We start from the raw sequence: 13,433 nt of genomic DNA, 5'->3' as shown, positions 1-13,433 counted from the left end.
GGATTTTACCGGTTTGTGTACACACATTTTTATATCCAATGTTGAGCCTCTTGGCTTAACGACTCAAAATATATATTCACATGAATAAAATCATAAAAGGGATCATACACTTTTCCCTTAGACATCGATATTTGGTGTTCTTCCTCACCATTGTCCTGGCTATTATCGGTTATGTAAGTTATACCAAAACGCCCATCGAGACCTTTCCCGATGTAACCAATACGCAAATCATTATCATTACACAATGGCAGGGGAGAAGCGCCGAAGAAGTAGAACGTTTTATAACCATACCGCTGGAAACACAATTAAATTCGGTACAGAGCAAAATCAATTTACGCTCTACCTCTTCCTTCGGTTTAAGTTATATCCGCCTCATTTTTGATGACCATGTCGACGATGCATTTGCCCGGCAGCAAGTCATGAGCCGTATCGGAGGTGCCGATCTGCCCGAAGGGGCCAGCCCCGATGTACAACCGCCTTATGGCCCCACAGGTGAGGTGTACCGTTATGTACTTAAAAGTAAAACAAGAAATATCAGGGAACTCAATACCCTACAGGAATGGGTTTTAGACCGTAAGTTTAAATCTATTCCCGGCGTGGCCGATGTAAATACCTTTAGCGGTGGCGAGAAAATTTATGAGATCAGGGTAAACCCGCAGAATATTATCAATTATGGATTATCGGCACTCGATGTTTATGAAGCCGTATCTAAAAATAATATCAATGTAGGGGGAGATGTGATCGAAAAAAACGGACAGAGCTATATTGTAAGAGGGATCGGCCTCTTAAATAATATTGATGAGATCAATAACATCATCGTAAAGAAAATGAACGGGGTGCCGGTGCTGGTCAAAAATGTAGCAGAAGTGGTCGAAACCGAAAAACCACGTTTGGGACAAGTTCATTTAGACGGAAATGATGACGTGGTCGAAGGCATTGTGGTGATGCGTAAAGGTGAAAATGCCAAAGAAGTATTAGATCTGATCCACGCAAAAGTAGAAGAACTCAACAGTTCTGTTTTGCCCAAAGATGTTAAGATCGTGCCTTTTTACGACCGTACCGATCTGATGGAATATGCAACCCATACCGTATTACACAACCTCGTGGAAGGGATCGTTTTGGTAACGCTCATCGTGCTGATCTTTATGGCCGACTGGCGCACCACTTTAATCGTGGGTATCATTGTACCCCTATCCCTGTTGTTTGCTTTTATGCTTATGCGTATGAAAGGCATGTCTGCCAACTTACTATCGATGGGAGCGGTCGATTTTGGGATCATTATCGATGGGGCGGTTGTGATGGTCGAAGGGATATTTGTCGCCTTAGATAAGAAGTCAAGAGAAGTCGGTATGGAGAAGTTCAATAAGCTGGCTAAACTGGGCTTGTTCAAACAAGTAGGTACGGAAATGGGCAAGTCCATCTTTTTCTCCAAGATCATCATCATAACCTGTCTTATTCCCATCTTCGCCTTCCAGAAAGTAGAAGGGAAAATGTTCTCTCCGCTGGCTTATACCCTGGGCTTTGCCTTATTAGGTGCTCTGATCTACACCCTTACCTTAGTCCCTGCTTTGTCCAGTGTGCTCTTACGTAAAAACGTAAAAGAAAAACACAATGTGGTGGTTCATTTCTTTGAAAAGTATATTGGCCGTGCCTTTAGATGGACGTATGCACATCCTAAAGTAAGCTTCTTAACAGCGGTAATATTTATGATCTTATCCTTTGGCTCTTCCAAATTCCTGGGTTCAGAATTCCTGCCCGAGCTGGATGAAGGTGCCCTTTGGGTAAAGGCACAATTACCCATGAGTTCTTCGCTGGATCAAAGCAATGAAGTAGCCCGGAAGATGATGGATATTATCGAGAAATTTCCGGAAGTGCGGCATACCCTGGCGCAAGTGGGCAGAACGGTAGACGGCACCGATCCCAAAGGCTTTTTCAATGTGGAGATCGCGGTAGATCTGAAACAAAAAGACAAATGGCCTAAAGGCTTGACCACCGATAAACTGGTAGATAGTATGAATAGTCAGCTGAGTAAAATACCCGGTGTCTTGTATAACTATTCCCAGCCCATCAGAGACAATGTAGATGAAGCCGTAGCGGGTGTTCCGGCATCGCTGGCGGTTAAGATATTCGGCCAGGATTTTAATACCCTGGATTCATTATCCAACAAAGTAATGGATCAGTTGAAAAAAGTACAAGGTGTAGAAGATCTGGGGGTCTTGCGCAACCTGGGACAACCGGAATACCGGATAGAACTTGATCAGCAGAAAATGGCCATGTATGGGGTCAATATCCAGGATGCCAACTCTGTGATCGAAATGGCCATCGGGGGTAAAGCGGCGACCCAATTATATGAAGGGGAACGTAAGTTTGATATCCGGATTCGCTATGCAAAAGAATTCCGGGATGCGGATGATAAGATTGCCCGCCTGATGGTGCCGACACAGGATGGTGCCAAAATTCCGATCAGCGAGATCAGCAGCACAAAGTCCTTGATTGGTGCGAGTTTTGTATACAGAGACAATAACTCCCGCTACATTCCGGTAAAATTTTCCATCAGGGGGAGAGATCTGGGCAGCACGATTGAAGAGGCACAGGCACTGGTTCAAAAAAATGTGAAATTACCACAGGGTTATACCATGACCTGGAATGGAGAATTTGAAAATGCACAAAGAGCCGGAAAGACCCTGGCAAATGTCGTACCCATTTGTTTACTCGGGATTTTTATGATCCTCTTTATCACCTTTGGCAATACCAAAGATGCATTACTCACGATCATGAATGTGCCTTTTGCCCTGATCGGTGGTATTCTGGCCTTACATATTACACGTATGAATTTTAGCATCTCGGCCGGTATTGGTTTTATTGCCTTATTCGGCGTTTGTATTCAGAATGGGGTTATTTTAATTACGGAATTCCGTAAAAATCTCGAGGCTAAAATGTCTTTGGACATTGCCATTGAGCAAGGGGTCGATTCCCGGATCAGGCCAGTCGTGATGACCGCTTTGATGGCCGCTATAGGATTGATACCCGCAGCCATCAGTACAGGTGTGGGATCTGAAACCCAGAAACCTTTGGCCATTGTGGTGATCGGTGGTTTAATCACTTCTACTGTTCTTACCCTGTTGATTCTTCCGATTATTTATGCTTATGCCTACAATTTGGTGCATAAACGTAAAAACCGGAGATTACTTAAGAAGACCGGACTGATTCAAGGTTAGTCTGTGAAATTTATATAAGAAAAGGCTGTTCCATCGAACAGCCTTTTCTTATATAAACGAAGTACTATAAAGGATTACAGTATTAGTCTTTCACTATTTTTAAAGTACTGCCATCCGGAAGATGTAATAGATACATACCGGCAGCCCACTGGGCAGTAGACAGGTTTACTTTTTCCTGTATGGTAAACTGCGTTACGACACGTCCTTGCAGATCACAAACGCGGGCATTTTGTCCCTTGAGTTCCGGATTGGAATTCGTTACGGTGATTTGATCACGTGCTGGTACCGGGCTTACGGATAAGCTTCCTTTTCCTTCCTGACGCAGCAGTACAACATTACTATACGCTACTGCACTTCCCGGCTCGGAAATGCGCAGGCGGTAATAATTGGCCGCTAAAGGTTGTGCATCTAAAAACTGATAACTGTTGCCCGTTCCTTCTTTACCGGAAACGGAACCGATGGTGCTGAATTGCTGTGCATTGCTGCTGCGCTCGATATCATAATGAATCTGTGCGTCTTCAGATGCCGTATTCCAGTCCAGCTGGTTATTGCTACCGGCATGCTTAGCGGTAAAGCTCAATAAGTGTACGGGAAGTGCCGTAGGAGAGGTGGCCCCTAGGGTAAACGGACTCCAGGTACTGATGCTGTTACTGGTCACGCTACCGGCACCGGTATTACCGGTAATGCTGTTGCCCCCTTCGTTCAGCCAATTGGCTCCCGATTTATGGGCAACACGTAAGCTGGGCAGGCTATTTACTGTAATGTTATGGACATTGTCCCAGAAAACGGTAACCGCTCCGGTAGCTGTCGTCAGCGGACTGAGATCCCAGTATTCGCCGGTATTGTATACCGCCAATGGAGTGGATTCTGATCCGGTAGTGGCATAAGTGCCCGAACCGGCATTGCCTACTACATAGCGTACCTGCATGCCTGTTGCATTTGCAGAGAGGTTTACATCTACTTTTTGCAGATTGGTGCCATTACCTACAGGGTAGCTGAATGCACCCGTGCCTTCTTTGACCACATAACCGTTCACATGGCTGCTGTTAGAGGCACCAGTGTAGTTTCCTGTACTCGTGAAAATGACGGGTGTCGCGCTTGTTGCCGCCACAACATCGCCTGTCGTAAACGTAACACTACCGGAAACTTTAAGAGGCGTATTGAGTGTTACCCCTGCGGCATTATTGATCACTACATCCTTGGCCAGAAATGCGGAACTGCCATTCAGGGTTTGTGCAGCACTACCGTTAAAGGTTAGTGTCCCGTTGGCTCCGGAAGCCATCACCTGGTTATTGGTCAATGTACCGGTTACCGTAACCGTACCATTATTGCTAAAATCGCTACCGGTTGCATTCGTCATGTCCCCGTTGACCTGTATGGTACCACTGGTATTGACATACAAGGTAGTCCCATTGTTATACAGGAGTTGTGCAGAGGCCGACAGCGCAGGGGCTATCCCGGCCAAACTGAGACCCAGTATTTTTATATATTTAGGATTCATTTGTATAATTATTTAAAAATTTGAGGTAAAGAGGTGTCGCTTAAGGACGGCCAATAAGCACTTTTGCAGGATTATTCAGATTGGGTAGAGCAAAAGTATTAATGCCGTCACCACCATAACTGGTTCCTATAAGGGCAAACAGCGCTTGGTTTTGAGCAATAGGCAGTAATTGACCATTGCAGGCTCTGAAGCTTCCGGTTGGATTCTCGTATGCGGGACTGGTTATCGCGCTCATCACAATCTGTCCGAGAGAAATATATTCTCCGCCCAAATGATCTGATGAAGGAAAAATTCCATTGACACAGATATAGTATCTTACAGGGCTGGTTGTTACTGCATCCTGCCAGGTAGCATTGCTGCCATCCGTTTTCAATACTTTACCTGAATTGCCGCTCTGTGCCGGTAAACTATAAGTACTTAAAGAAATCCAGCTGCTGTTGTAGAAATAAAATCCTGCGGCACCGTCGGTTTGGTATACCAGCAATCCATTAGCCGGGCTACTGATCGCGATACGCTGCGCAGCGGTCATACGGGGTACTAAGACGCCTTGTGTCGTACTGTTTATTTCCAGCTTGGCACTGGCATTAGGGGTTATCGTTCCGATACCCACATTGTTTTGCGCGTTTAAACTGTAGCTACTTAAAAAAAGTACTGCGATCACCAAGATCTGTTTGATTGAAGTTGGTAAAATATTCATCTTGAGTTATTTTTAATTGAGAAGAGAATGATTTGTTTTAATATATATTTTCCGGTGCAGAGGTAACAATGTATTTGGAGAAACCTACAGAGCCTGCAGAAGCACTTGATGTTCCTGTCACACCACCACTGCCGCCATTACCGCCAGAAGCACCACCGTTGCCACCTAAATTGCCGGTTCCGGTACCACTTGCCGTGGTTGCCCCTCCTGTTCCGCCGGATAATTGAATGCTACCACCCACAGTAGGCGTTGCTGTAGAAACCAGACATACGATACCGCCGCCACCACCGCCGCCGCCAGAGCGCATAGAGCCGGAAACCCAAATGCCGTCACTACCGTTGCCGCCTTTTGCATTAATCGTACCAGCTATACTCATGGCGCCTTTAGAGAGCAAGACGACCAAGCCACCACCGCCACCGCCGGAACCCTGGGAGTTTGCTGCATCGAGGTTAACTGCGTTTGCGCCGTTGGCATTAATGATACCGGATGCCGCCACGGTAATGGTACCCTTAGCATAGATCGCAAGAGAACCGCCGCCGCCGCCGCCATTGGTATTGCCGGTAATCGCTCCGGCACCACTGCCCCCACCAACTTCAGGCACATTGATCAAGCTGTTTACTACTGCCGCGCGACAAGCCATCGAAATGGCTGTTGGGTCGTTATAAACTGCACTATTCCGGGCGATGCCTTTTTCCCCGCCTGTACCTTTAGGGGTATTTAAATTGGGCTCTACCGTAATCGTACCGTTGATCGTCACATTGCCACTACATCTGATTTTGATACCACTGGGTACCGTAAGGGTAGCTCCGGAATTGATGGTAATGCTGGAATATTGAAGATTAAGATTGGCAGGAGGACTGCTTGTCCAATCAGTATTTGCAGATATGGTCAATACACCTTCTGCGCCATTACCATATAGGTCAGCAGCGGCACTGGCGCCACCACCCGAAGGGTCCATATATTGCCAGGCACTACCGGTATAATAATAGAATCCCGGTGTATTATCCGTTTGAAAAATCAGCAAGCCGGTTGCGGGGCTACTGATGGCACCTCTTTGACTGAGGGTCATACGGGGCGCCAGCAATCCCTGGGTTGTACTGCTGATGTCCAGTTTGGCGCTGGCATTGGGGCTACCGGTACCGATACCGATATTGTTCTGTGCCTTTACAGTCTGACCGGCAAATAATAATGCCGCTACAAGTCCTGCACGGGTAAGCGTTGTGTACATGTGTTTCATTTGGTTCATTTTTGAATTTTAATCATGTGTTTTTCTAAATGTTAAAAAAATCCTATTAACAATAAGTAAAGCTATGTAATAATTTTATAAACTGTTAATTTATAGAGTAATATAATTGTTTATTTTTCTCGTAATTTTTTTAAATTAAAGTGTAAAGTATTGGAGAATATTTTTTATATATGGCCCCATATACTTGTGATTGCAGCAGAGGGAAGCGCAAGAAAATAACCGCTATAAAAAACCACGCAAACCGCTTACACCAATTAAGCGTATGTTTCTTATATTCGTTATAGGTCATTTAATACAGCACATGAAGAAAATAAAGAGTACAGGGTTATGGGCAGGTTTGATTGTGGGCGTGGGTTTGTGGTCTTCTTGCGGCTATTACACCCAAAAACGGCCGCAGAAGCGGTACCGGCAGGTAGTAAGTGAAGGGCAGACCTTCGATGCCGCAATCGTGCCCGGTTATCCTTTTGATGGGAAGGCCTGGGACCGGCTTATGAAGGCAAGGGTGCTGTGGGCTTACCATTTATATGAACTAGGTATTGTTCGTAATATTATTTTTTCAGGAGGAGGAGTACATAGTCCTTATGTAGAAGCCCGGATTATGGGCCTCTATGCTTTGGCTTTGGGTATTCCCGAGGCGCATATCTTTTATGAAACGCAAGCACAACATAGTACTGAAAATATCTACTACAGTTATAAAATTGCGCAGCAACAAGGTTTTAAGACCATTGTGCTTTGCACAGATCCCGTACAAAGCATCTTGTTGAAGCGATTCACCACAAGGCGTTTTGAAACCGATATTGTGCACCTGCCTTTTATTGCGGATACTTTGAAAAATTATGAACAACTCAATCCCACTATTGATACGGGCAACATGCGCATTTCCCCTTTTGTTCCTTTAAACGAAAAAGAAAGCCGCTGGCAATCCATCAGAGGGACCATGGGTGGCCGCTTAGATTGGGGCGGAGCGCGGAAATTACCCGCTTTATAAAACTGTTTTTTTCATAAAACGATAATGCCTTATTGTCATTAAGTTACCCTAACTTTAAAGAAAAAAATATGAATACGGAAAACCAACACATTGCACTTGTAACAGGAGCTACCGGAGGATTAGGGACGCATATTTGTAAACGACTGAGCGAAGACGGCTATATCGTCTGCGCCAATTACCGCTCTGAAGAGAAAGCACAGGAATGGAAAAAGAAAATGGAAGCAGAAGGGTACCAGTTTTATTTGTATAAAGCAGATGTTTGTGATTATGATGCCGTCGAGCAAATGATTAAGGCCATCGAACAAGATCATGGTGTGGTAGACATTTTGGTCAACAATGCAGGGATTACCAAAGACGGTATTTTTAAGAAAATGAGTAAGGAAAACTGGCAGGATGTTATTGCCACAAACCTGACGAGTGTGTTTAATTGTTGCCGTCATGTGATCAATCAGATGATCGACCAGAATTATGGCCGTATTGTGAATATATCTTCGGTAAACGGGCAAAGAGCACAATTTGGTCAGGTGAACTACGCTGCCGCAAAAGCGGGAATGCATGGAATCACAAAGACCCTGGCGATCGAAGTAGCCAATAAAGGCATTACAGTAAATACTATTTCTCCCGGTTATGTGGCTACCGATATGGTGATGGCAGTACCGGAAGAAGTGCGTAATAAAATTATCGCCGGTATTCCGGTAGGCCGTTTGGGTGGCACCGGTGAGATTGCGCATTTAGTCTCTTTCCTGGCCGCGCGGGATACAGCCTTTATTACAGGCGCAAATTATGCGATTAATGGGGGACAGCACGTTTATTAAAACGCTGCGGTAATCTTGACAATATTAAAGATCGTTTACACGCTAAGGAATAATAGCATTCCTTAGCGCGTAAACGATCTTTTTTTGTTTTCAAAAGCCGATTTTGGCTTAGTATGTTCATTTCCGGCGCATACCCAGATCATGGATTTTACGCAACCACTTTGCACGCTTTGGGGCATCAGCGGTTTTGATTACACCCACATAGGTGACTTTTACCGGGCTGATTCCACAAAAGGCCAGGGTTGATTGCTTAAGTTGATTGACGCTGGGTCTTCCGAAAGAAAAACGATAGTACCAGGAAGGCTGATCTAAAGTGGTGATGATGTGCGCTGATTTACCCTTAAGTAGTTTATCCCACCAAACCGAATTTGCCCGGTACTGAAAGGCCTTGCCCGGTAGGAATACCCGGTCAATAAATCCTTTCGTGATGGCCGGTAAGCCGCCCCACCAAACCGGATGTACCCACACCAGGTGATCGGCCCATTGTATCTTTTCCCATGCGGCCACCAGATCAGGTTCCCATTCGGTTCTTTGCTGATAGCCGTATTGCAGGTTAGGATTAAATTCCAGATCTGCGATGATAATCTCTGCTACGTTTGCACCGGATGCCAGTGCTCCCTCGCGATATGCTGCGGCGATCCCGAAGTTAAAAGCGTCCGGGTTTGGATGCCCGTTAATGATCACGATATTCATATGACTACTGTTGTTTTATACAAAGCAAAGGTAGTGGGAGGGAGGGGCAATGTGGTAGGACAAATGTCTAAAACATAATTTCTTTTCGTATTCTGCTGAGGTGTCTTTGGGTAATGCCCAGGTAAGAAGCAAGGTGCTGTAAAGGGATGTCGCGTATATATTCCGGCTGATGGTCCAGCAGCGCGCGATAACGTTTTAGGGCACTGTCTTTCTGTAATTGAAAGACCCTTTGTTCCAGTTCGATATATTGCTGTTCAGCAATAATTTTCAAAAACCGGATCCAGTTAGGCTTCTCGCTAAGATAAGTATCAATGGCACTTTTTTGGATTACGTATAAAGAGGCCGCGCTGAGTGCTTGCATATTTTCGAGGCTGCCCTTACCGGTGATAAAAGAAGAATAAGCCGCCAGGAACTCCTGTTCAAAGCGGAAACAATAGGTCGTTTCCGTACCGGTATCAGACACATAATAAGACCGGAAAAGCCCAGATGTGATAAAGGCGATCTCCCGGCATCGTTCCCCCTCCCGGATAAAGAAATCATGCTTCTGCACCTTACGGATTTCAAAAAGTGACAGGATCTCTGTAATTTCTTCCGTAGTAAAAACATTAAACTGTTCAAGATAGTGCTGGATCATCTGCTGTGGGACGTTTCGGATTTATGAGTACGGTAAATTGTAAAAAGCAACAGGCTAAAAGTAAACTACTTTTAGCCTGTTGCTTTAAAGAAAGATCATCTTTTATTTCAGCGCATTTAATGCTGCTTCATAATTGGGTTCGGAGGTAATATCCGGTACTTGTTCTGTATAAGTTACTGTTCCGTTTTCATTAATAACGACAACCGCTCTGCTCAACAATCCTTGTAAAGGGCTATCCGTAAGCGTTACGCCATAATCAGCACCGAAAGTACTTTTGAAATCAGAAAGATTTTCTACATTTTCCAAACCTTCAGCAGCACAAAAACGATTCAAGGCAAAAGGTAAATCTTTAGAGATATTTACCACAACCGTATTCTCCAAAGAACTGGCTTTCTCATTGAATTTTCTTACAGAAGCAGCACATACACCGGTATCTACGCTTGGGAAAATATTCAAGACCACTTTCTTCCCTTTATAGTCAGTCAGGCTCTTGTTTTCTAAACCTGCAGTAGTCAGAGTGAATGCGTGTGCTTCGGTACCCACTTCCGGTAAGTTTCCGACCGTATGCGCCGGATTGCCTTTAAATGCTATTTGAGCCATAATTGAAATTTATTTTTTAATGATTATTAGCCAAAGATACGTTTTCAAGGGAATCAAAAATACGGCTTTCAAAAAGTTTAAGATAGTTTTATAGGGACAATCATATAGTAGGGTACCCTAAGATTGTTTTTATAATAAAAGAACGAAGTATCACACTGAGTAGGCTCCCTTGGGGCAAAGGATCGGCTTAGATGTAAGGTATAAATATGTGTGGAAATTCATGCTTTCTACGTCTCCATTTGAGGGCTGTATAAGCGGGTTCAGCTGTTAAATAATAGTTATTAAGCAAAAAAAATAGAATGGCTAAATATTTAATTTTGCTATTATTGCATAGCAAAAGAATGAAAAAATACATCTTATACTCCCTTTTTGGGATAGGCAGCGTTTTGATATGGTCTTCCTGCGGCGGTAATAGTACACCGGCAGCAACCGATACCAAAAATGCAGAAACACGCACTTCGGGCAGCATCAACATTGCTGTGGATGAAAGCTATAAACCTGTGGTGACACAGGAAATTAATGTGTTTGATTCCTCTTACCCCAATGCCAAGATCAATGCAGCCTATTTGCCCGAAAGCGAATGTTTTGCCCAACTGTTTGAGGGCAAGGTGAAAATGATTCTGACGACCAGGCCCTTATCTGCTCAGGAAACAAAAGCCTGCGAATCCAAAAACATCTATACCAGGTCGGTAGCCATTGCACAAGACGCAATTGTTGTTATTGTGAATAACGCGGCTAAGGATTCTCTGATGACTGTTGGTCAACTTAAATCAATCCTTACCGGTACTTTTGCCCGAAAGTATAATGTGGTCGTCGATAATAAAAACGGTAGTATTGCACGTTATATAACAGACTCTTTGATACCGGGACAGCAATTGTCTGCGCAACTCTTTGCGGCGAATACAAACGAAGAAGTGATTAAATATGTGGCGGCCAATCCTGATGCCGTAGGGCTTATCGGAATGTCACATGCCTTTGATCCGAAAAGTAATGTCGGTTATGGTACCTTTAGAAGCGATATTAAAGTAGTGTCTTTGCAAAACGATTCTACCTTACAATTCATCAAGCCTTATCAGGCGAGTATCGCATTGAAAGACTATCCTTTGGTGCGTAAACTATACTTTACCGTAAGACAAGAATCGGAACTGGGTGCGGGATTTGCCAACTTTTTAACCAGTGAGGTCGGGCAGTTAGTCATCAACAAAGCGATGATGCAACCTTTACAAGTACAACTTATTATCCGCGAAGTGGGTATTAAACCTTAAGGCAGGGAATGCATCTATATTATTCAATTAAATTAGTAAACGAAAAATAAACAAATGAGAACATTCATCACAGTATTGGCGGCTACAGCTGCATCTGCAGTAGTGTATGACGTTAATGCGCAATCATTAGAGACAGGAAAGAAATTTTTAAGCTACGAGCGATACAGTAGTGCACACGCTGCTTTGCAGCCTTTATCCGCTTCCAGCCCCGAAGCGAATTACTACTTTGGTTTAGTACAGTTAGGAGAGGGAGATGTTAATGCTGCGAAAGCGAGCTTTGCAAAATTCCCGAAAGATTTCTATAACCAGGCAGGTACTGCCCGTGTATTATTTGCAGAAGGAAAAGGCGATGAAGCATTCAAAATGTTACAGGAAATCGTTGACGGAGCAAAGAAGAAAGACTGGGAAAAATATAAAGTGGCCGCAGATGCTATTACCTATAGCAAAACAGCTACAAAATTGGACGAAGCGGTAGCTTGGTACAAAACGGCAAAAGAGAAAAAATCGGATAATGCAGAATTGCTGATCGGTTTAGGTGATGCCTTAATGAGACAAAATACCGGGGCTTCTAACGGAGAAGCAACTCAGGTGTTTGATGAAGCCATCAAAATAGGTGGATCAAACTCTCTGGCGTATGCCCGTAAAGGTTTATTATGGTTGAATGCCCGTCAGTACAAAGAGGCTCTGGAAAGCTATAGCCAGGCGAAAGATGCTGATAAGGAAAATCCTTTGCCTTATGGTGATTTGGCCGAAGTGTACTACAGAAGCGGTAAATATGAGTTGGCGAAACAGAACATTGAAGAATACCTGAAATTGTCTGATAAAACAACCTTAGACCAGCTGAGATACGGTAATATCCTGTATTTAACGCAAAACTATAAAGAAGCTACTGCTAAATACAAAGAGTTAATTGCACAAGGTCAAGGTGAAAAAACGCCGACTTTATACAGAGGTTTAGCCTATGCGCAATATCAGGATAACAACTATGCGGAGGCATTAGTAAGCTTTGATAAATACCGCAGCCTGGTAAAAGATCCTAAGGATTTTACTTACGAGGATGATTTGTACTACGCTTATGTAAATAACGCCTTATCTAAGTCTGATGAAGCTAATGCGGCTAAATACACGGCAACGGCAGAGGAGTATTATGTAAAAGCATTAGCGAAAAATACAGACGAAGATAAAACCGCTTTGTATCGTAAGATCGCAGACGGATATAAAGAGACCAAAAACTGGGCTAAAGTATCAGAATGGTATGACAAACTGGTAAAAGCATATCCGGAAGCTTCTCCTTTGGATTATTTCAATGCAGGTTATTATGCGTATTTCGCTAAAGATCTGACCAAAGCAAAAACAGGATTGGAGACCTTTAATGCCAAATACCCTGAAGAAAATGTAGGGTACTTCTGGTTGGCGCGTATTGCTGCCGCTCAGGATCCGGAGGCAAAAACGGGAACTGCTGTTGAGCCATTTAAAGCATGGTTAAACAAAGCACCGAAAGCAGGCGAAGCACGTAAAAAAGAAGATGAAATCACTGCATATGAATACCTTGCATTGGTAAGTTATAACAAGAACGATGGTAGAGGTGCTGTAGACTATTCTAAAAAAATACAGGCTTTAGATCCTGAAAATAAACCCTCAAAACAAATTATAGACTATTTTGCGAAAAAAGGCATTAAATAGTCTGTAAACAAACAAATATTTTGGCAAAAAGGCGGCAATCTATGTATTGTCGCCTTTTTTGCGAAAAGCCTTATTATAATGCCAATAAAACTT

At 43.7% G+C, this 13,433-nt stretch carries 11 protein-coding genes; 5 read left to right on the top strand and 6 right to left on the bottom strand.

Annotation, left to right across the window (positions count from 1 at the left end; translation table 11 throughout):
• Positions 1-80: 80 nt before the first annotated feature.
• Positions 81-3,218, top strand: coding sequence for an efflux RND transporter permease subunit (locus tag DBR32_RS07075; RefSeq protein WP_124635587.1), 3,138 nt, complete (start codon positions 81-83; stop codon positions 3,216-3,218).
• Positions 3,219-3,300: 82 nt separating this feature from the next.
• Here DBR32_RS07075 and DBR32_RS07070 read toward each other — a convergent pair whose 3' ends face one another.
• Genes DBR32_RS07070 through DBR32_RS07060 form a run of 3 tightly spaced genes read right to left on the bottom strand, consistent with a single transcriptional unit; the run spans position 3,301 to position 6,653 of the window.
• The gene (locus DBR32_RS07070; RefSeq protein ID WP_124635586.1) at positions 3,301-4,719 is read right to left on the bottom strand and encodes a T9SS type A sorting domain-containing protein; all 1,419 of its coding nucleotides are present in this window, start codon (positions 4,717-4,719) and stop codon (positions 3,301-3,303) included.
• A 40-nt stretch (positions 4,720-4,759) separates the two neighbouring features.
• A complete protein-coding gene (locus tag DBR32_RS15630; protein ID WP_199724392.1) occupies positions 4,760-5,416 on the bottom strand; it encodes a phage tail protein in 657 nt (218 codons plus the stop codon).
• A gap of 37 nt (positions 5,417-5,453) precedes the next feature.
• Positions 5,454-6,653 (bottom strand): hypothetical protein, encoded by a 1,200-nt coding sequence (locus DBR32_RS07060; RefSeq protein WP_124635585.1) that lies wholly within the window; start codon positions 6,651-6,653, stop codon positions 5,454-5,456.
• 310 nt (positions 6,654-6,963) lie between these two features.
• On the opposite strand from DBR32_RS07060, the gene DBR32_RS07055 reads away from it, so the two are divergent.
• Positions 6,964-7,650, top strand: coding sequence for a YdcF family protein (locus DBR32_RS07055; protein WP_124635584.1), 687 nt, complete (start codon positions 6,964-6,966; stop codon positions 7,648-7,650).
• A gap of 68 nt (positions 7,651-7,718) precedes the next feature.
• Positions 7,719-8,465, top strand: coding sequence for an acetoacetyl-CoA reductase (phbB, locus tag DBR32_RS07050; RefSeq protein ID WP_124635583.1), 747 nt, complete (start codon positions 7,719-7,721; stop codon positions 8,463-8,465).
• Positions 8,466-8,582: 117 nt separating this feature from the next.
• On the opposite strand, the gene DBR32_RS07045 is transcribed toward phbB, so the two are convergent.
• The 3 genes from DBR32_RS07045 to tpx form a co-directional block, all read right to left on the bottom strand.
• Positions 8,583-9,158 carry an NAD(P)H-dependent oxidoreductase gene (locus DBR32_RS07045; protein WP_124635582.1) on the bottom strand — a complete coding sequence of 192 codons (576 nt, stop codon included), beginning with the start codon at positions 9,156-9,158 and terminating at the stop codon, positions 8,583-8,585.
• 67 nt (positions 9,159-9,225) lie between these two features.
• Positions 9,226-9,792 carry a Crp/Fnr family transcriptional regulator gene (locus DBR32_RS07040; protein WP_124635581.1) on the bottom strand — a complete coding sequence of 189 codons (567 nt, stop codon included), beginning with the start codon at positions 9,790-9,792 and terminating at the stop codon, positions 9,226-9,228.
• Between the two features lie 102 nt (positions 9,793-9,894).
• Positions 9,895-10,392: a thiol peroxidase gene (tpx, locus tag DBR32_RS07035; RefSeq protein WP_124635580.1), complete on the bottom strand. Its 498-nt coding sequence runs from the start codon at positions 10,390-10,392 to the stop codon at positions 9,895-9,897.
• Positions 10,393-10,733: 341 nt separating this feature from the next.
• Between tpx and DBR32_RS07030 the strand changes: the two genes are divergently transcribed.
• Positions 10,734-11,657, top strand: a complete 924-nt coding sequence (locus DBR32_RS07030) for a PstS family phosphate ABC transporter substrate-binding protein (RefSeq protein WP_158605932.1) — start codon at positions 10,734-10,736, stop codon at positions 11,655-11,657.
• A gap of 54 nt (positions 11,658-11,711) precedes the next feature.
• Positions 11,712-13,340, top strand: coding sequence for a tetratricopeptide repeat protein (locus DBR32_RS07025; RefSeq protein WP_124635578.1), 1,629 nt, complete (start codon positions 11,712-11,714; stop codon positions 13,338-13,340).
• The last annotated feature ends 93 nt before the right edge of the window (positions 13,341-13,433 follow it).

The organism is Taibaiella sp. KBW10, from assembly GCF_003852495.1.
GTDB lineage: Bacteria > Bacteroidota > Bacteroidia > Chitinophagales > Chitinophagaceae > Edaphocola.
Note: the sequence above shows the minus strand (reverse complement) of the source record. Positions and strands in the feature narration are given on the sequence as shown.

Bases quoted from the DNA above. Each gene is read 5' to 3' on its own strand.
- DBR32_RS07075 (WP_124635587.1), top strand. From the start codon at position 81: ATGAATAAAATCATAAAAGGGATCATACACTTTTCCCTTAGACATCGA.
- DBR32_RS07070 (WP_124635586.1), bottom strand. From the start codon at position 4,719: ATGAATCCTAAATATATAAAAATACTGGGTCTCAGTTTGGCCGGGATA.
- DBR32_RS15630 (WP_199724392.1), bottom strand. From the start codon at position 5,416: ATGAATATTTTACCAACTTCAATCAAACAGATCTTGGTGATCGCAGTA.
- DBR32_RS07060 (WP_124635585.1), bottom strand. From the start codon at position 6,653: ATGAAACACATGTACACAACGCTTACCCGTGCAGGACTTGTAGCGGCA.
- DBR32_RS07055 (WP_124635584.1), top strand. From the start codon at position 6,964: ATGAAGAAAATAAAGAGTACAGGGTTATGGGCAGGTTTGATTGTGGGC.
- phbB (WP_124635583.1), top strand. From the start codon at position 7,719: ATGAATACGGAAAACCAACACATTGCACTTGTAACAGGAGCTACCGGA.
- DBR32_RS07045 (WP_124635582.1), bottom strand. From the start codon at position 9,158: ATGAATATCGTGATCATTAACGGGCATCCAAACCCGGACGCTTTTAAC.
- DBR32_RS07040 (WP_124635581.1), bottom strand. From the start codon at position 9,792: ATGATCCAGCACTATCTTGAACAGTTTAATGTTTTTACTACGGAAGAA.
- tpx (WP_124635580.1), bottom strand. From the start codon at position 10,392: ATGGCTCAAATAGCATTTAAAGGCAATCCGGCGCATACGGTCGGAAAC.
- DBR32_RS07030 (WP_158605932.1), top strand. From the start codon at position 10,734: ATGAAAAAATACATCTTATACTCCCTTTTTGGGATAGGCAGCGTTTTG.
- DBR32_RS07025 (WP_124635578.1), top strand. From the start codon at position 11,712: ATGAGAACATTCATCACAGTATTGGCGGCTACAGCTGCATCTGCAGTA.